The 18,494-nt window shown below is 75.4% G+C and carries 13 protein-coding genes; 9 read left to right on the forward strand and 4 right to left on the reverse strand.

Translation table 11 applies throughout. The features are described from left to right. The first annotated feature begins 257 nt into the window (after positions 1-257). The 6 genes from ACI79C_RS24660 (at position 258) to ACI79C_RS24685 (ending at position 7,768) form a co-directional block, all read left to right on the forward strand. Positions 258-1,049, forward strand: coding sequence for an exodeoxyribonuclease III (locus tag ACI79C_RS24660; protein ID WP_456948341.1), 792 nt, complete (start codon positions 258-260; stop codon positions 1,047-1,049). Positions 1,050-1,148: 99 nt separating this feature from the next. Beyond that, on the forward strand, positions 1,149-2,180 hold the full coding sequence (locus tag ACI79C_RS24665; protein WP_456948342.1) for a spore photoproduct lyase family protein: 1,032 nt from the start codon (positions 1,149-1,151) through the stop codon (positions 2,178-2,180). A gap of 89 nt (positions 2,181-2,269) precedes the next feature. Beyond that, positions 2,270-3,028, forward strand: a complete 759-nt coding sequence (gene yaaA, locus ACI79C_RS24670; RefSeq protein WP_456948343.1) for a peroxide stress protein YaaA — start codon at positions 2,270-2,272, stop codon at positions 3,026-3,028. 148 nt (positions 3,029-3,176) lie between these two features. Then, entirely contained in the window at positions 3,177-5,774 is a 2,598-nt protein-coding gene (locus ACI79C_RS24675) for a SpoIIE family protein phosphatase (protein ID WP_456948344.1), read from the forward strand. A 78-nt stretch (positions 5,775-5,852) separates the two neighbouring features. Further along, the gene (locus tag ACI79C_RS24680) at positions 5,853-7,271 is read left to right on the forward strand and encodes an amidase (protein ID WP_456948345.1); all 1,419 of its coding nucleotides are present in this window, start codon (positions 5,853-5,855) and stop codon (positions 7,269-7,271) included. Beyond that, positions 7,268-7,768: a signal peptidase II gene (locus ACI79C_RS24685; RefSeq protein WP_456948346.1), complete on the forward strand. Its 501-nt coding sequence runs from the start codon at positions 7,268-7,270 to the stop codon at positions 7,766-7,768. The genes ACI79C_RS24680 and ACI79C_RS24685 overlap by 4 nt, the downstream gene beginning before the upstream one ends. A 233-nt stretch (positions 7,769-8,001) precedes the next feature. Here ACI79C_RS24685 and ACI79C_RS24690 read toward each other — a convergent pair whose 3' ends face one another. From ACI79C_RS24690 to ACI79C_RS24700, 3 genes are all read right to left on the reverse strand, one after another. Continuing rightward, entirely contained in the window at positions 8,002-12,936 is a 4,935-nt protein-coding gene (locus tag ACI79C_RS24690) for an NAD-glutamate dehydrogenase (protein WP_456948347.1), read from the reverse strand. A gap of 80 nt (positions 12,937-13,016) precedes the next feature. Continuing rightward, complete coding sequence (locus ACI79C_RS24695) at positions 13,017-13,385, reverse strand: phage holin family protein (protein WP_456948348.1); 369 nt, start codon at positions 13,383-13,385, stop codon at positions 13,017-13,019. Positions 13,386-13,488: 103 nt separating this feature from the next. Next, positions 13,489-14,406 carry an AEC family transporter gene (locus ACI79C_RS24700; protein WP_456948349.1) on the reverse strand — a complete coding sequence of 306 codons (918 nt, stop codon included), beginning with the start codon at positions 14,404-14,406 and terminating at the stop codon, positions 13,489-13,491. Between the two features lie 148 nt (positions 14,407-14,554). Between ACI79C_RS24700 and ACI79C_RS24705 the strand changes: the two genes are divergently transcribed. Beyond that, positions 14,555-15,751, forward strand: a complete 1,197-nt coding sequence (locus ACI79C_RS24705; protein WP_456948350.1) for an AAA family ATPase — start codon at positions 14,555-14,557, stop codon at positions 15,749-15,751. Between the two features lie 16 nt (positions 15,752-15,767). Here ACI79C_RS24705 and ACI79C_RS24710 read toward each other — a convergent pair whose 3' ends face one another. Next, complete coding sequence (locus ACI79C_RS24710) at positions 15,768-16,577, reverse strand: alpha/beta fold hydrolase (RefSeq protein ID WP_456948351.1); 810 nt, start codon at positions 16,575-16,577, stop codon at positions 15,768-15,770. Between the two features lie 227 nt (positions 16,578-16,804). On the opposite strand from ACI79C_RS24710, the gene ACI79C_RS24715 reads away from it, so the two are divergent. Both ACI79C_RS24715 and ACI79C_RS24720 read left to right on the forward strand, forming a co-directional pair. Then, the gene (locus tag ACI79C_RS24715; RefSeq protein WP_456948352.1) at positions 16,805-17,488 is read left to right on the forward strand and encodes a hypothetical protein; all 684 of its coding nucleotides are present in this window, start codon (positions 16,805-16,807) and stop codon (positions 17,486-17,488) included. A 145-nt stretch (positions 17,489-17,633) separates the two neighbouring features. Next, positions 17,634-18,383 carry a ZIP family metal transporter gene (locus tag ACI79C_RS24720; protein ID WP_456948353.1) on the forward strand — a complete coding sequence of 250 codons (750 nt, stop codon included), beginning with the start codon at positions 17,634-17,636 and terminating at the stop codon, positions 18,381-18,383. Positions 18,384-18,494: the final 111 nt, after the last annotated feature.

Below are 18,494 nucleotides of genomic sequence, written 5' to 3' on the forward strand. Positions count from 1 at the left end.
AACGCAGGTCCGCAGGGCTCCCCGCAGGTCGAGGGGCGCCTGGCCGCGGTGTCGGCCCAGGGACGAGCGGGGCCCGCAGGGTCCCCGAGGAACGCAGGTCCGCAGGGCTCCCCGCAGGTCGAGGGGCGCCTGGCCGCGGTGTCGGCCCAGGGACGAGCGGGGCCCGCAGGGTCCCCGAGGAACGCAGGTCCGCAGGGCTCCCCGCAGGTCGAGGGGCACCTGGCCGCGGTGTCGGCCGGTAGGCCGACAATGATGCAGTGCGCCTGGCGACCTGGAACGTGAACTCCATCCGCAGCCGTGCCGACCGGGTGGTCGCCTGGCTGCAGCGCTCGGACGTCGACGTCCTCGCGCTGCAGGAGACCAAGTGCCGCGACGACCAGTTCCCGGAGTCGCGCTTCACCGACCTCGGCTACGCGGTGGCGCACGTGGGCTACTCGCAGTGGAACGGCGTGGCGATCCTGTCCCGGGTCGGCCTGGAGGACGTCGAGGTCGGGTTCCCCGGCCAGCCCTGCTGGGGCGAGGACCCCGACACCGAGGCGCGCGCGCTGGGCGCCACCTGCGGCGGGATCCGGGTCTGGAGCCTCTACGTGCCCAACGGCCGGACGCTCACCGACCCGCACTACGAGTACAAGCTGCGCTGGCTGGAGGCGCTGCGGACCACGGCGGCCGGCTGGCTCGCCGAGGACCCCGCCGCCCCGGTGGCGCTCGTCGGCGACTGGAACATCGCCCCGCAGGACGACGACGTGTGGGACATGCGGGTGTTCGCCCACTCCACGCACGTCTCCGAGCCCGAGCGGGCGGCCTTCCGGGCCGTCGTCGACGCCGGGTACGCCGACGTCGTCCGCGGGTACGCCCCGGGCCCCGGCGTCTACACGTACTGGGACTACACCCAGCTGCGCTTCCCCCGCCGCGAGGGCATGCGGATCGACTTCGTCCTCGGCTCCCCCGCGCTGGCCGGCCGGGTCACCGGCGCACGGATCGACCGCGAGGAGCGCAAGGGCAAGGGCGCCAGCGACCACGCGCCCGTGGTGGTCGACCTCACGGACTGACCTGCACCGACGCCGGCCCCGCCGGTGTTGTACGGGGTGATGACCCCCGTCCTCGACGCCCCCGTCCCCACCCGCCTCTGGACTCCGTCTCGGGTCCTGGTGACCCGCTCCGCCGCCGAGCGCCCGCACGGCCGGCGCATCCTCGCCCGCCTCGGGGCCGCCGGTGTCTCCGACGTCGAGCTGCTGCGCGGCGACCGGTTGCCCAACCTGCGCGGGGACGGTGACCGCGCGGCGTTCATGCGCGCCAAGGACACCCTCGCCGTCGTCGTCGGCGCCCCGTCCCGCCGCCGGTTGCAGCCGATCCCGCCGTCCGCGGACTGGCGGTTCGACCTGGCCGAGGGCTGCCCGGCCCACTGCCAGTACTGCTACCTCGCCGGCTCCCTGTCCGGCCCGCCGATCACCCGGGTCTTCGCCGACCTCGACGACGTCCTCGCCGGCCTGGACCAGTACGTCGGGCACGGCTTGGTCACCTCGGGCACGGTCGAACGCGGCGGCGAGGGGACGACGTTCGAGGCCTCCTGCTACACCGACCCGCTGGCCCTCGAGCACCTCACCGGCGGGCTGGCCACGGCGATCACCCACTTCGGCACGCACGAGTGGCCCGGGCCGGTCCAGCTGCGCGCGACGACGAAGTTCGACGACGTCGCCGGGCTGCTCGACCTGCCGCACGGCGGGCGGACCCGGCTGCGCTTCTCGGTCAACGCCGTCTCGGTGGCGCGCCGGTTCGAGGGGGCCACCTCCCCGGTCCCCGGCCGCGTCGCCGCGTTGGCCGCCGTCGCCCGTGCCGGGTACCCGGTCGGGCTGACCATCGCGCCGATCATGCCCGTCGAGGGCTGGCGCGAGGAGTACGGCGAGCTGCTCGACGCCGTGGCCGGGGCGCTGCCCGCCGGCGCCGACCTCACCGTCGAGTGCATCACCCACCGGTTCACGCCCGGCAGCAAGGCCACGCTGACCGAGTGGTACCCGCGGACGAGGCTCGAGATGGACGAGTCCCGCCGCACCGCCAAGCGCGGGAAGTTCGGATCGGTCAAGCACGTCTACCCGCGGGAGACCATGGCCGAGCTGCGCGGCTGGTTCGAGGCCGAGGTGGCCGACCGGCTGCCCGGCGCCCGCCTGCTCTACTGGACCTGACTCCTCTCCTCGACCGGACAGGGCCTCCGTCCTCCCCACGGGACGCGGCGTCGGCGGGCCCTGACGGCACCCTCGTACCCTGACTCCTCGTGCTCGTGCTGCTGCCGCCGTCGGAGACGAAGGCCCCCGGCGGGGACGGCGACCCGCTCGACCTCCACGCTCTGTCCGCCCCGGAGCTGACGCCGGTCCGCACCGAGCTGGCGAAGACCCTGGCCGACCTGGCCGCCGACCTCCCGGCCTCGCGCGCCGCGCTCGGGCTGTCCGCCAGACAGGACGACGAGATCGCGCGCAACGCCGCGCTGTTCACCGGCCCGACCATGCCGGCGCTCGAGCGCTACACCGGGGTGCTCTACGACGCCCTCGACGTCGGCTCGCTGACCCGGGCCCAGCGATCGCGCGCCGACCGGCGGCTGGCGGTCGGCTCGGCGCTGTTCGGCCTGGTCCGCGGCACCGACGCCATCCCCGCCTACCGGTTGTCGGCCGGCTCGGCGCTGCCCGGCCTGCCGACCCTGCGCACGCTGTGGCAGCCCGTGCTCGGCCCGGTGCTGGCCGCGGTCGACGAGCTCGTCGTCGACCTGCGCAGCGGCTCCTACGCCGCGCTCGCGCCGGTCCCGGGCGCGGTCACCGTGGACGTGCGGAGCGAGCGGCCGGACGGGACCCGCGCGGTCGTGAGCCACTTCAACAAGGCGCACAAGGGCCGGATCGCCCGGCTGTTGGCCACGACCACGGCCGAGCCCGCGGACGTCGTCCGGCTGCGGGCGCTGCTCCGGCGGGCGGGGTTGCACGTGGAACACGACGGGCGGACGGCCCTGACCCTGGTCGTCCCCGCGGAGCACGCCACCCGCTGAACCGTCACCGTTCGTGTCGACGACGGTGATCTGTGTCGCGATGGTTGCCCGTAACGGACACCGCATGACATAACCTCGGGAGCGCGTGGCTCGAAGAGCGTGGCCTGCGCGAGCAACACCCTGGCCCTGGCCGGGCGGAAGGGTTCTGGTGGAGGCATCCCTGCGGCAGGAGGCCGCGCGCACGCTGGACGCTGCCCGTGCAGCCGCCCTGCTGCGCGGCGACCCCGCCCGCGTCCGCGCGGCGCGGCGGCTGCGCGTCTCCGACACCGGCAGCGCCGCCCTCGACCGACTCGTCGAGCTGGCCGCGCGCCTGGTCGGGGCCCCCTCCGCGCAGATCTCCATCCTGGCCGACAGCCACACGGTCGCCGGCATCGCCGGGATCCCGCCGGGTGGTCGCGGCCAGGAGTCACCGCTGGACCAGTCGCCCTGCGCCCTCGCCGCCGTCCTGCGCGCCCCGCTGGTGATCCCCGACGCCCGCGCCGACGAGCGGGTCCGCGACCTCGACCCGGTCACCTCGGGGATCGTGGGGGCCTATCTGGGCGTGCCGCTCACCGACGAGGCCGGACACGCCGTCGGCACCCTGTGCGCCTTCGACGCCGAGCCGCACCCGTGGTCGGACAGCGAGATCGCGACACTCGCCCAGCTGGCCGCCGCGGTGGTCACCGAGCTCGAGTACGCGGCGCTGGCCGGGGAGCACGAGCGCCAGCGGGTGCGCTGGATCCTGGCGATGGACGCCGGCGGGGTCGCCACCTTCGACTGGGACCTGCGCACCGGCGAGCTCGTCTGGGACGAGCCGCTGATGGCGATGTTCGGCTACACCGCCGAGGACTTCGACGGCACGATCGACGCGTTCAACCGCCGCCTGCACCCCGACGACCTGCCCCGGGTGAGCGAGGCGCTGCGGACGTCGATCGAGACCGTCGGCGAGTTCGAGGCGGAGTACCGCGTCGTCCGTCCGGACGGAGACACCCGCTGGGTGCGGGCCAGGGGCCGCGCGCTGGCCGGTCCCGGCCGGACGGCGGTCCGGCTGCTGGGCGCCGCCCACGACACCACCGAGGACCGCAGCGCGCAGGCCCGCGTGGCCCGCGTGCTCGAGGCGATGCCGGCCGGCTTCTACTCCCTCGACCACCAGTGGCGGTTCACGCACGTGAACGCCGAGGCGGAGCGGCTGCTGGGCCGCTCCCGCGAGGACCTGCTCGGTCAGGTGCTGTGGACGACCTTCCCGGCCGCGACCAGCAGCGTCTTCGAGGAGAGCTACCGCGACGCCGTCCGCACGGGGCAGCCGGTCAACTTCGACGCGTACTACCCGGCGCCGCTCGACGGCTGGTACGAGCTGCGCGCCTGGCCCACCCCCGAGGGGCTCTCGGTGTACTTCACCGAGATCACCGAGCGGCGGCGGGTGCGCGAGCGCGCCGAGCGGTCCGCCCAGCAGCTCGCCCTGCTCGCGCAGGTCAGCGCCGAGCTCGCCGGCACCCTGGACGTCGAGGCCGCGACCGGCCGGCTGCCGCGGCTGGTCGTGCCGGCGCTCAGCGACTTCTGCATCCTGACCGTCATCCAGCCCGACGGCCGGCCGCGCGACGTCGGCAGCTGGCACGTCGACCCGGCCAGCCGCTCGGTCCTGGAGCGGTACGCCGAGGTGCGCATGGACGTCATGCCGGTCACCGCGCCGGTCGCCCGCGCCCTGCACACCGGGGAGGCGGTCACCTTCGCCGGGGACGACGTCCTCGACGTGCTGCCCCCCGGCCAGGCCAAGGACCTCCTGGCGGTCCTGGCGCCGACCACCGAGGTCGCCCTCCCGCTTCGTGCCCGCGGCAGGACCATCGGCCTGCTCACCCTCTTCTACGCCGACGGGCACGCCCCGACCCCGGAGGACGTCGTCGTCGCCCAGGACGTCGCCGACCGGGCCGGGCTGGCCCTGGACAACGCGCGCCTCTACGCCCAGCAGCAGCAGCTGGCGGAGGGCCTGCAGCGCAGCCTGCTCACCGACCCGCCGGAGCCGGACCACGCGCAGATCGCCGTCCGCTACCTGCCGGCCGTGGAGGCGGCCCGGGTCGGCGGCGACTGGTACGACGCCTTCCTCCAGCCGGGCGGGGCGACGATGCTGGTCATCGGCGACGTCGTCGGGCACGACACCGAGGCCGCCGCGGCCATGGGCCAGCTCCGCGGCCTGCTGCGCGGCATCGCGACCTACAGCGACGCGCCGCCGGTCGAGGTCCTGCGCGGGCTGGACGCCTCGATGGCCGTGCTGCAGACGCGGGTGCTGGCCACCGCGGCGGTCGCCCGGTTCGAGCAGACCGACGACGAGCGGGCGCGCGGGGTCACCCGCATGCGCTGGGCGAACGCCGGGCACCTGCCGCCGCTGGTGATCAACCCCGACGGGACGGTGGCCGAGCTGGCGGCCTGGAAGGGCGACCTGCTCCTGGGCGTGGAGGCCGAGACGCGTCGGCAGGAGTCGGTGGTGACCCTGGACCGGGGCTCGACGGTGCTGCTGTTCACCGACGGCCTGGTGGAGCGGCGCGACGCCGACCTCGATGCCGGCATGGTGCGCCTGCGGGAGGCGCTGACCCAGCTGGCCGACCTGCCGCTGGAGGAGCTGCTCGACCGGGTGATCGACCGGCTGGTCGAGGGCCGGCCGGAGGACGACGTCGCCCTGGTCGCCGTCCGGCTGCACCGGCAGGACCGGCCGCGGCCACCCGAGGCCGGGCCCAACGTGGTGCCGGACGTCGTCCCCGACGAGCCCGCCTGACCCGACGTCCGGTTCGGCTCGACGCGGGCCGGGACACCCCTTGGTGGCGGTGTCGTCCGGTAGGACGACGATGTGACCGTGACCTCCACCGACGAGCTCTGCCTGCGCCCCGCGACCGAGCTGGCCGCGCTGATCCGCTCCCGGCAGCTGTCCGCCCGGGAGCTGACCGACGCCTGCCTGGACCGGATCGAGCGGCTCGACCCCCGGGTGAACGCCGTCGTCACCCTCGACGCCGACGGCGCGCGGGCGGCCGCCGACGCCGCTGATGCCGCGCTGGCCGCGGGCGAGGAGGTCGGCCCCCTGCACGGGCTGCCGGTCGCGCACAAGGACACCCACGAGACCGGGGGCATGCGCACCACCTGGGGCTCGCCGCTGCACGGCGACACCGTCCCCGAGCGGGACGAGCTGGTGGTCGCCCGGCTGCGGGCGGCGGGCGCCGTCCGGGTGGGGAAGACCAACGTGCCCGAGTTCGCGGCGGGGTCGCACACCTTCAACACGCTGTTCGGCGCGACCCACAACCCCTACCGGCACGGCCTGTCCGCGGGCGGCTCCAGCGGCGGCGCGGCCGCGGCGCTGGCCGCGGGGTTCGTGCCGGTGGCCGAGGGCAGCGACATGGGCGGCTCGCTGCGCAACCCGGCGGCGTTCTGCAACGTCGTGGGGTTGCGGCCGACCCCGGGCCGGGTGCCGACCTGGCCGGCGCCGATCGGCTGGTCGCAGCTGTCGGTGCAGGGACCGATGGGCCGCACCGTCGCCGACGTGGCCCTGGTCCTCTCCGCCGTCGCCGGCCCCGACCGGCGGGTGCCGATCGCGCTGGACGACCCGGGCGCACCGTTCGCCGCCCCGCTGCCCGAGCGCCTCGACGGGCTGCGGGTGGCCTGGGCGCCCGACCTCGGCGGCCGGGTCCGGGTGGACCCGGCGATCACCGCGGTGCTGGACGGGTCGGTGCGGGTCTTCGAGGAGCTCGGCGCCACCGTCGAGGCCGACTGCCCCGACCTCTCCGGCGCCGACGACGTGTTCGGCACGCTGCGCGCGTGGCTGTTCGACGCCGCCTTCACCGACCTCGCCCGGCAGCACCCCGACCAGGTCAAGGAGTCGATCCGCTGGAACGCCGAGATGGGCGCGAAGCTGTCCGGCTCCGACCTGGCCCGCGCCGAGGCCGCGCACACCGCGCTGTACGAGCGGGTGGTCGGGTTCTTCGAGCGCTACGACGTCCTGCTGGCGCCGACGACGCAGGTGCTGCCCTTCCCGGTCGAGCAGGAGTACCCGACCGAGATCGGCGGGGTGCCGCTGGAGAACTACCTGGAGTGGATGCGGGCCTGCACGCTGATCACGCCGACCGGCTGCCCGGCACTGTCGGTCCCGGGCGGGTTCACCGACGACGGGCTGCCGGTGGGGCTGCAGGTGGTCGCCGCGCCGCGGGCCGACCGCCGGGTGCTCGAGGTCGGACACGCGTTCGAGCAGGCCACTCGGTTCGGCGACCGCCGTCCGCCCCTGTGACCGGGGAGCCACGTCGCCGCTACGCGTGGGTGTTCGGTGTCGCCGCCGTCGTCCTGGTCGTGGACCAGGTCACCAAGGCGTGGGCGGAGGCGGCGCTCGGCGACGGCCGGCGGATCGGCCTGGCGGGGGACCTGCTGGGCCTGCGGCTGCTCTACAACCCCGGGGCCGCGTTCTCGATCGGCAGCGGTGCCACCTGGCTGTTCACGGTGGTGTCGGGCGTCGCCGTGGTCGCGCTGGCCTGGTACGCGCGCCGGATCTCCTCCACGGCGTGGGCGATCGCGCTGGGGCTGCTCCTCGGCGGCGCGACGACGCACTTCGGGGACCGCTTGCTGCGCGCGCCGGGCTTCGGCCGCGGGCACGTCGTCGACTTCATCGACTACGCGGGCCTGTTCGTCGGCAACGTCGCCGACATCGCGCTGTTCTGCGGGGTGGCGCTGGCGCTGGTGCTGTCGCTGCGCGGCGACCGGGAGCCGACGCCGTCGTCCGAGCCGGACTAGCTGCTCGACGCCAGGACGACCCTCTCGTCGAGTATGACCCCGTCTAGCATCGATCCTAGAGAGGTGCAGACGGCCCTCGACGGGTGTGCGGCGGCCGGGTCGACGCGACCAGGCCGGGCACGGGGAGGCACAGGTCGCCGCAGCGCGTCCTCCCCCACGGCGGCGCGTCCTCCCCCACGGCCGGCCGTGAGGGAGGACGCGCCGGGATCAGGGGACCTGATCCCGGCCGCGGGTCACGTGCGGCGGCGCAGGCCCCGCAGTGTCCGGACGGCGACCAGCAGCTCGGCCAGCTCGTGCCGGTCCCCCGCGGTGATGTCGACCAGGTGGGCCGCCGCGCGCTGCTGCGTGCCGTCCCAGCCCTCCACCCAGCGGGCCACCAGCGCGTCGGCGGACTCGGTGTCGGCCCGCCGCCCGCCGAGGACCTCCGCGGTCAGCGCCGCCTGCTCCGCGGCCAGGTCGTCGCGCAGCGCCGCCCGCGCGATCGACGGCCAGCGGCGGTCACGCGGCAGGGCGATCACGTGCTCGCGCAGCGGCACGAGGCTCAGCCGCTCGCCGAGCGCCTGCTGCACCCGGCCGGCGAGGTCGATCGGGGCGCCGGTGCCCTCGGCGACCACGGCGAGGTCGAGCGCGGCGGGCAGCAGCGGAGCGGCGGCCACCTCGGCGGCGAGCTCCTCGGGCACGCCGCGCTCCTGCAGCCGCGCCGCCCGCTCGGCGTACCCCGCTGCCTCCTTCCCGAGCAGCCACGACGGCAGCCCCGCCCGCACGGCAGCCACGGGTGCGGCGAACCGCTCCGTCACCTCCCCGATCGGGGCGGGGTCCTGCCCGGTCAGCGCGGAGAGGCCCAGCAGCCAGCGGGTCGCCCGCTCGGCCAGCCGCGTCGCCTCTGTGCGCAGCTCCACCTGGGTCGCCGCCGGCACCCGGTTGTCCAGCGGGCGGACGGCGTCCCAGAGCCGGTCCACACCGAAGACCGCGCGGGCGACCGCGTGCGCCCGCACCACACCGGCCAGGGAGACGCCGGTCTCCTCGCCCAGCCGGAACAGGCCGGTCACCCCCGCGGTGTTCACCGCGCGGTTGGTGAGCGCGGTCGCGACGATCTCCCTGCGCAGTGGGTGCCCGGTGACCGCCTCGGGGTAGCGCCGGCGCAGCTCGGCCGGGAAGTACCCGACGAGCAGGTCCTCCAGCGCGGGGTCGTCGGGCAGGCCGGAGGCCAGGACGGCGTCCCCGGTCTCGAGCTTGGCGTAGGCCAGCAGCACCGACAGCTCGGGGCCGGTCAGCGCCTGCCCGTCGCGGCGGCGCTCGCTCAGCGCACGGTCGTCGGGCAGCGCCTCGACGCTGCGCACCAGCCGGCCGGAGCGCTCCAGGGAGCGCATGAACCGCTGGTGGGCGTCGAGCAGGCTGCGCGCGGAGGCGACCTCGACGGCCAGCGCCGCGTTCTGCGCGTGGTTGTCGGTGAGGACGTCGGCGGCGACCTCCTCGGTCATGTCGCCCAGCAGCGCGGCCCGGCCCCCGGCGTCCAGCTCCCCGGCCTCCACCACCCGGTCCAGGGCGATCTTGATGTTGACCTCGTGGTCGGAGGTGTCCACACCGGCGGAGTTGTCGATGGCGTCGGTGTTGACGCGGCCACCGGCCAGCGCGTACTCGACGCGCCCGCGCTGGGTGAGGCCGAGGTTGCCGCCCTCCCCCACCACCCGGACCCGCAGGTCGCGGCCGTCGACGCGGACCGCGTCGTTGGCCTTGTCCCCCACGTCGAGGGCGCTCTCGGTGGACGCCTTGACGTAGGTGCCGATCCCGCCGTTGAACAGCAGGTCCACCGGGGCGGTCAGGACGGCGCGGACGAGCTCGACCGGGGACACGGTGTCCACCGAGGCGGGCAGCCCCAGCGCGGCTCGCATCGGCTCGCTCACCGGGATCGCCTTCGCCGTCCGTGGCCAGACCCCGCCGCCGGGGCTGATCAGCGCGGGGTCGTAGTCGGCCCACGACGAGCGAGGCAGGTCGAACAGCCGGCGCCGCTCGGCGAAGGAGGTGGCGGCGTCCGGCGTCGGGTCGACGAAGACGTGCCGGTGGTCGAAGGCGGCCACCAGCCGGATGTGCTCCGACAGCAGCATCCCGTTGCCGAAGACGTCCCCGGACATGTCACCGATGCCCACGACCGTGAAGTCCTGGCGCTGCACGTCGAGGTCGAGCTCGCGGAAGTGGCGGGTGACCGACTCCCAGGCGCCGCGGGCGGTGATGCCCATCGCCTTGTGGTCGTAGCCGACCGAGCCGCCGGAGGCGAAGGCGTCGCCCAGCCAGAAGCCGCGCTCCAGCGCCACGGCGTTGGCCAGGTCGGAGAAGGTCGCCGTCCCCTTGTCGGCCGCGACCACGAGGTAGGTGTCGTCGCCGTCGTGCCGGACCACCCGCTCCGGCGGCACCACACGGCCGTCGACCAGGTCGTCGGTGAGGGACAGCAGCGCGCCGATGAACAGCCGGTAGCAGGCCTGCCCCTCGGCGAGCCACGCGTCCCGGCCGGCGCTCTCGGGCGGCGGCCGGCGGACGACGAACCCGCCCTTGGCGCCGGTGGGCACGATGACGGTGTTCTTGACCATCTGCGCCTTGACCAGCCCCAGGACCTCGGTGCGGAGGTCCTCGTGCCGGTCGGACCAGCGCAGCCCGCCGCGGGCGACCGCGCCGAAGCGCAGGTGCACGCCGGCCACCCGCGGCGAGCTGACCCACACCTCGCGGTCCGGCCGCGGCTCGGGCAGGTCGGGCACCGAGGCGGGACGCAGCTTGAGCGCCAGCGGCCCGGACCCCGCGTAGTAGGTCGTCCGGACGGTCGCGGTCACGGCGGCCAGCAGCGCGGTGAGCACCCGGTCGGCGTCGAGGGACTCCACCTGCCCGATGGCCGCCCGGAGCGACTCCACCAGCTGCTCCTGGCGGCGGTCCCGCCCCGCGTCCCGGCCCGGGGAGAAGCGGGTCTCGAACAGCGCGACCAGCCGCGCGACGACGTCCGGGTGCCCGGCCAGCGTGGTCTCCACGTACCGCTGGCCGAAGGGCAGCCCGGCCTGGCGCAGCCACTGCACGTAGGCACGGACGACGGAGACCTGCCGCCAGTTGAGCCCGGCCAGCAGCACGAGGGCACCCAGGCCGTCGTCCTCGGCCTCGCCCCGCCACACCGCCGAGAGCGCGTCGGTGAACCGCTCCGGCAGGGACCCCGGGAAGGGCAGGTCGCCGACCGGGGCGGTGAGCCCGAAGTCGTAGATCCAGGCCAGCGGCGCGCCGATCCGGTCGACCTCGTAGGGCCGCTCGTCGATCACGTCGACGCCCATGTGCTGGAGCATCGGCAGCACGTCGGAGAGCAGCAGCCGCTCCCCCACGCGGTAGACGGCCAGCCGCGGCTCGGTGGCCGAGGCACCGGCCGGTCGGCGGAGCACCAGGCCGATCTCGCCCTCGGCCAGGGCGTCGAGCCGCTCGAGGTCCTCGACGGCGACCGACGCGGGGAAGTCCTCCTGGTAGGACGCCGGGAAGGCGTCGGCGACCCGAGCCAGCCGCCGCTCGGCGTCGGCGCCGTAGCGGGCCGCCAGCGCGTCGGCGAGGTCGTCGGTCCAGCTGCGGACGACGGCGGCCAGCGCGGCCTGCAGCGCCGGCACGTCGACGTCGCGCAGCGCCGGCTTCCCGCTGCGGGCCACCGGGGGCCGGACGACGAAGTGCAGCCGGGCCAGCACCGACTCGGTGACCCGGGCGCTGTACTCGATGCTCGTGCCGCCCAGCCGCTCCAGCAGCAGCTGCTGGACGGCCAGGCGCACCTCGGTCGTGTACCGGTCGCGGGGCAGGAAGACGATCGCCGACCAGAACCGGTTCCACGGGTCCCGGCGCAGGAACAGCCGGGTCTGCCGGCGCTCCTGGAGGCGCAGCACGGCCAGCGCCACCGGCAGCAGCTCGTCGGCGCCGACCTGGAACAGCTCGTCGCGGGGATAGGTCTCCAGGACGTCGAGCAGCTCCTTGCCGGTGTGGCTGTCGGCCGGCGCTCCGGAGCGGGCCAGCACCTCGGCCACCCGCCGGCGGGCCAGCGGCACCTCGCGGACGCTGTGCGCCGCGGCCGCGGCGGGGAACAGGCCGACCAGCCGGTGCTGGCGCGCGGGACCGCCCTCCTGGCCCGGGAGGGTCACGGTGACCAGGTCCAGCCAGGCGCGGCGGTGGACCGTCGAGCGGGCGTCGGCCTTGGTGACGGTCAGCAGGGCCGGGCTCGGGGTCCCCTCGGGGACCGACGCGGTCTCGACGTCGCTGCGCAGCACGCCCAGCCCGGTGCCGGGCACGGCACGGACCGTCGTCCCCTCCCCCACCTGCACCAGGTCGACGTCGCGGGCACCGAGGAAGACGAAGTTCCCGTCGGTCAGCCAGCGCAGCAGCGCCGCCGCCTCGGCCGGGTCGGCCGAGGGGGCGTCGTCCGGCGCCGGCTGCGCCCGGTCGAGGCGCTCGGCCAGCTCCAGCGCGCGGGCGCGCATGCGGGTGGCGTCCTCGTCGACGGCGCGGACGTCGGCGAGCACCGTCCGCAGTCCCGAGACCAGGTCGCCGGTGGCCTCCTCGTCCAGCGGCCCGTCGAGGACGACGGCCATCCACGACTCGGCCAGCGCGTCCGGCCCGCAGGTGGCCGGTTCCCCGCTGTCGCAGAAGGCGCGGATCCGGCCGGCGAGGTCGCGGCGGACCACGACGACCGGGTGGACGACGTGCTCGAGGCGGAAGCCCTGGCGGACCACCTCGGCAGTGACCGAGTCGACGAGGAAGGGCATGTCGTCGGTGACGACGAGGACCACCGAGCGGGGCCGGGCCCCGGGGCGGTCGGGCAGCCGCTGGACGTCGACGGTCGCCGCGCCCTGCGGGCGGACCTCCGCGACCCGGAGGTGCGCGAGCGCCAGGGCGGCGAGGTCGGCCGGGTGGTGCTCGACCACCTCGGCGGCCGGCTCGCTCCAGTAGTAGCGCTGGAGGAGGGCCGGGACGTCGGCCGACCCGCAGCCGGACGGCAACCCCGCGCCGGAGTCGAGCGCGGCCTGGGCCGCGCGCTCGAGGAGCCGGGACTTCTCCTGGCGGGCCGCCTCGAGGGCGGCCAGTTCGCTGGCGACGGCTGCGGGTGACGCGCCGGCCTCGGGGCCCGCTCCCGGGGTCGCCGGGACGGTGCCGGTGGTGCTGGCCATGGCAGCTGACGTTAGTAGAAGGACCCCCCGCCCCCCACCGCTCACGAGCTCGCGTCGGGCCCCTGCAGGGGGCCGGGGGGTCAGCGCTTGGCGGTCACCTGGTCGGCGACCCAGCCACCGATGGCCAGCAGCAGGCCCCCGACGACCGCGCTGCCGAAGCCGTCGACCTGCAGGCGGTCGGTGAGCGCCGCGGTGATGCCGAGCAGCGCCGCGTTCACCACGAGCAGGAACAGGCCGAGGGTGAGCAGCACGAACGGCAACGACAGCAGCCGCAGGATCGGCCCGACGACCGCGTTCACCAGGGCGAAGACGAGCGCGATCCAGAGGTAGGTACCGGGTTCCCCGAGCGGGCCGTTCGGGTTGGGGATCACCTCGATGCCCTGCAGCAGGTACGCCACGCCGTAGAAGACGCCGGCCATGATGACGACCTTGATGAGGAACCTCAGCACGCCGTCCACGCTATCGGGGCCGCCTGCGGATCCCCGGTGTGTCGCACCCTCTACGGGTGTCTAGCCCGAGTCGTAGAAACGGCCAGACGGACCTGACGAGCCCTCAGCCCAGCAGCCCCGCGACCACCAGCATCGCCGGCACCGAGAGCACCGTGCTCAGGGTGATCGACTCGCGGGCGAGGTCGACCCCGGTCCGGTAGGTCACCGCCGTACCGAAGAGGTTCTGCGCCGTCGGCAGCGTGGCCAGCACCACCACGACCAGCAGCTGCGCCCGGTCCAGGCCCAGCAGCAGCCCGAACAGCCAGGCAGCACCCGGCGCCACGACGAGCTTCAGGACGACGGCGAGGACGACCGTGGCCCGCTCGGCCCCGCGCCCGGGGAGCGGACTGCCCCGCAGGGACATCCCGTACGCCAGCAGGACCGCGGGGACCGCCAGCCCCCCGAGCAGCTCGATCGGGTCGAGCAGCGCGCGCGGGACCTCCAGGCCCGTGCCCGCGACCAGCAGACCCAGGGCCGACGCGACGAGCACGGGGTTGCGCAGCGGCGCGGTCACCCGGGCCCGGGAGGAGGACCGCTCGCCGGTGGCGGTGACGTCCAGGACGGCGAGCGCGACCGGCGAGAGCACCACCAGCTGGAAGAGCAGCACGGGGGCGACGGCGGTGGCGTCGCCGAGGACGTAGACGGCGATGGGGATGCCCAGGTTCGCGGAGTTCACCATGCTGGCCGCCAGCGCGCCGATCGTCGTCCGCCCGATCCCCCAGCGACGCGCCGCACCCACGACCGCGAAGACGACCGCGCACAGCGCGAACGCCGCCGACGTGACGACGAGCGTGCTGGAGAAGACAGCGGAGAGGTCGGCGCCGGCCAGCGTCTCGAACAGCAGCGCCGGCGTGGCGACGACGAACGACGCGCGCGAGAGCACCTCCTGCGCGTGCGGGCCGAGCACGCCGCGCCTGGCCACGAGGTAGCCGGTCCCGATGACCACGCCGATGACCAGGAAGCCTGCGAGGACGCCGCTCACCGCGGCGGGAGGGGGCGGCGGGACGGGACCGGCACGGCGCCCAGTCTGGCGGGCACGCCCCCGCGGCCGACGACGGGGCCGCGACACGCCCCAACCGGTTCTACCGATCTCTACGGCGGGGACTAGACGAGCCCATACGGTGCTCGACATGGACCCCGTGCGGAACCCGTACGCGCCCGGCGCCGGCCAGCGCCCGCCGGAGCTGGCCGGCCGCGACACCGAGCTGTCGGCCTTCGACGTCGTCCTCGAGCGGATCGCGCACGGCCGCCCCGAGCGCTCCCTCGTCCTCACCGGTCTGCGCGGGGTCGGCAAGACCGTGCTGCTCAACCAGCTGCGCTCGGCGGCGATCGGCCGGGGGTGGGGCACCGGCAAGATCGAGGCGCGCCCGGACCAGTCGCTGCGCCGGCCGGTCTCCTCGGCGCTGCACATGGCGCTGCGCGAGCTGCGGCACCCCGACCAGGACTCGATGGACGCCGTCCTGGGGGTGCTCAAGGCCTTCGCGCTGCGGCAGTCGTCGGAGTCGTCCTCGCCGGCCAAGGTGCGCGACCGGTGGCAGCCGGGCATCGACGTCCCCGCGGCCTCCGGGCGGGCCGACTCCGGGGACATGGAGATCGACCTGGTCGAGCTGCTCAGCGACGCCGCCGGTCTGGCCGCCGATGTCGGCAAGGGCGTGGCACTGTTCATCGACGAGATGCAGGACGTCCAGGCCCCCGACGTCTCGGCGATCTGCGCGGCCTGCCACGAGCTCTCCCAGCAGGGCGCGCCGCTGATCGTCGTCGGCGCGGGGCTCCCCCACCTGCCCGCGGTGCTCTCGGCGTCCAAGAGCTACTCCGAGCGGCTGTTCCGCTACCTGCGCATCGACCGGCTCGACCGGGCCGCCGCCGACCGGGCGCTGCTCGCCCCGGCCGAGCGGGAGGAGGTCACCTTCGAGCCGGACGCCCTCGACGCCCTCTACGCGGCCGCCGACGGCTATCCCTACTTCGTGCAGGCCTACGGCAAGGTCACCTGGGACGTCGCCGCCGCCTCCCCGATCACCGCGGCGGACGTCGCGATGGCCGCCCCGGTCGCCGAGGCCGAGCTCGCGGTCGGGTTCTTCGGCTCCCGCTACGACCGGGCCACGCCCGCCGAGCGGGAGTACATGCACGCAATGGCCGAGCTGGGCGGGCCGACCGGGTCCGCGGTGGCGACGTCGGAGGTGGCGGTGGCGCTGGGCCGCAAGCCCGCGTCGCTGTCCCCCGCACGCGACTCGCTGATCAAGAAGGGGCTGGTCTACTCCGCCGAGCGCGGGCAGATCGCCTTCACCGTCCCGCACTTCGGGCGCTACCTGCTCAGCCACCCCGACTGAGACCGAGGACGCGTCCTCAGCGGGACAACAGGAAGGCGTCCAGCTCGGCGGCGACGTCCTCCGGCCGCTCCCAGTTCGGGCAGTGCCCGGTGTCCTCGAGGACGTGCAGCTCGGCCCGCGGGAGCGCCGCCACGAGCCGGTCCTGCTGCCCCCGGTCGAACAGGGCGTCGGAATCGCCCCACAGCACCAGGGTGGGCGCGGCCACGTCCCGCAGCCGGTCGCGGTCGTCGGCCCCGACCAGCGCCTCCCAGGAGTCCCGGTACACCCACCCCGGCGCCTTGCGACTCTCGGCGACCAACGCGTCGAAGAACTGCGGCGGCACCGGCCGGTGGACGGTGCTCGCGGCGAACTCCCGGGCGAAGTCCTCGGGGACCTCCTCGGGCAGGTCGGCGATCGCCGTCCGCACCTCCTCGGCCAGCCGGTCGCCCAGCCGGTCGCCCGAGCCGATCAGCACCATCCGGTCGACGCGGTCCGGGTGTTCCTCGGCCATCCGGCGGACGACGAAGCTGCCGTAGGAGTGCCCCACCAGGTGCGTCCGCGCCAGGCCGAGCGCGTCGCAGAGGGCCACCAGGTCGTCGGCGAACCGGTCGATGGTGTAGCCGGCCCGCGGGTGGTCTGACTCGCCGAACCCGCGCTGGGTGTAGGCGACGGCGCGCAGCCTCCGGTCCAGGTGCGGGAGGACGTGGCTCCACGAGAACCATGAGTCCGGCCAGCCGTGGACGAGGACGACCGGCGTGCCGGCCGGATCCCCCTGCTCCACGACCTGCAGTCGCAGCCCGCCGGGCACCGCGACGGTGTCGTGTCGGAGAGCCTCGGTCCCGGTCATGACGCCTCCTCGCAGGCGGCCCCCGCCGGCCCACGGTAGGCCGTCCGACCCCCTGCCGGGACCGGTCGAAGTGCCCTGGTCGGGCCGGGCCCGGGCGGATCAGCATGGACCGGCGCGGGACCGCCGCCACACCCTCCCGACCACCCGGGCCGGGCCGGCGCCGCACGGGCCGGCCCGCCGCGGTCCCGCCGGCCGCGACCCGTCCCTCGTCCCGATCGGGGCCCCTCATGACAGCGACTCCCGCGCCGGCACCGGCACACCCGGGCCGGTCCACGCCACCCGGACTCACTCCCCTGAGCCTCGTCGTCGGCTTCCTGCCGTGGATCGTCTTCGCCTTCGTCGCCCAGCGGGTGGCCGCCGACGGCGTCGCCTGGGGGGCTCTGGTCGCGGTGGTGGTGGCGGCGGTCCTGGTGATCCGGGACAGCCGCCACCACGGACCCCGCATCCTCGGCCTCGGCTCGCTCGCCCTCTTCGCGGTCATCGCCGTCGCCGGGTTCGTCGGCGGGCCCGGCGTCGACCGGTGGCTGTACGAGTGGGGCCGGCCGCTGGTCGGCGTGGCCCTGGGGCTGTACCTGCTGCTGACCGTGCCGGTGCTGCCGTTCACCGCGGAGTACGCCCGCCAGACCACGCCGCGCGAGTACTGGGACTCCCCGACGTTCACCCGGATCAACCGGGTGCTCAGCGCCGCCTGGGCGGTGGCCATCATGCTGATGGGAGCCGCGTCCGTGCTGGTCACCGCGCTGGGCGTCGACGCTACGGACACGTCCAGCAGCCACCTCACCGAACTGCTGCTCGACTGGGTCGTGCCGGTCGGCGTGATCTGGTCGATGGTGCGGTTCACCGCCACCTATCCCGACCGGGTGACCGCCGGGCTGCACGGATCGGACCGTCCGGCGGCGCCCTCGTCCTGAGCGGGTGGCCGACGCCGGCCGCGCGCACCGCGACGGGCGTCCGGCGCGGGTGGCCGTCCGGGGTGGTTGACCGAGCGGCTGCGTGGGCAGGGCGGACCCCGGCGTCCCCGGGGCAGGGAGGCCGGGGACGAGGAACGGGGACGCCGTGCCGACGTGGCTGGAGGCCGGGCTGTGGGGCCTGCTGGGCGGCGGGGCGTTGGTGCTCGGCGCGCTGGTCGCCTGGTTCGTGCGGGTGCCCCAGACCGTCATCGCCTCGGTGATGGCCTTCGGGTCCGGGGTGCTGATCTCGGCGGTCGCCTTCGACCTCATGGCCGAGGCGGCCGACACCGGCGGGCTGCTGCCCACGTCGATCGGGTTCGTCGGCGGAGCCCTGGCCTATCTCGCGGCCAACGAGGCACTGGCGCGGCGCGGGGCGCGGCACCGCAAGCGGTCGGGGTCCCAGCAGCCCTCGGAGGACGAGCAGTCCGGCAGCGGGGCCGCGATCGCGATCGGCGCGCTGCTCGACGGCGTCCCGGAGTCGGTGGTCCTGGGGCTCGGACTGCTCGGCGGCGGGTCGGTGAGCGCCTCGGTGCTGGCCGCGGTCTTCATCTCCAACGTGCCCGAGGGGCTCTCGTCCGCCGCAGGGATGAAGGCCAACGGCCGGTCTGCGGGGTACGTGTTCGGGGTGTGGGGCGGGATCGCCGTGGCCAGCGGCCTGGCCGCGCTGGTCGGCTACGCCGTCCTCGGCGGGGCACCACCGGAGGCGATCGCGGTCATCACCGCCGTCGCGGCCGGCGCGATCCTCACCATGATCGCCGACACGATGATCCCGGAGGCGTTCGAGCGGACGCGGACCTGGACCGGCGTCATCACCACGCTGGGGTTCCTCGTGGCGTTCGCGATCGAGGTCGCCTGACCGTGCCGGTGGGCCGGTGCCGTCGGCGAGCGGGGATCGGGGCTGCGGACGCCCGGTGACCTCCCTCCCCCGGGTGCTCGTGCTCTGCGTACCGGGAGCACGCAGAGCACG

The organism is Geodermatophilus sp. SYSU D00697 (assembly GCF_054050175.1).

What these genes read in the sequence shown, in the direction of transcription:
- ACI79C_RS24690 (WP_456948347.1), bottom strand. Translation starts at nt 12,936, where the DNA reads ATGGCCAGCACCACCGGCACCGTCCCGGCGACCCCGGGAGCGGGCCCC.
- ACI79C_RS24715 (WP_456948352.1), top strand. Translation starts at nt 16,805, where the DNA reads ATGACAGCGACTCCCGCGCCGGCACCGGCACACCCGGGCCGGTCCACG.
- ACI79C_RS24705 (WP_456948350.1), top strand. Translation starts at nt 14,555, where the DNA reads ATGGACCCCGTGCGGAACCCGTACGCGCCCGGCGCCGGCCAGCGCCCG.
- ACI79C_RS24710 (WP_456948351.1), bottom strand. Translation starts at nt 16,577, where the DNA reads ATGACCGGGACCGAGGCTCTCCGACACGACACCGTCGCGGTGCCCGGC.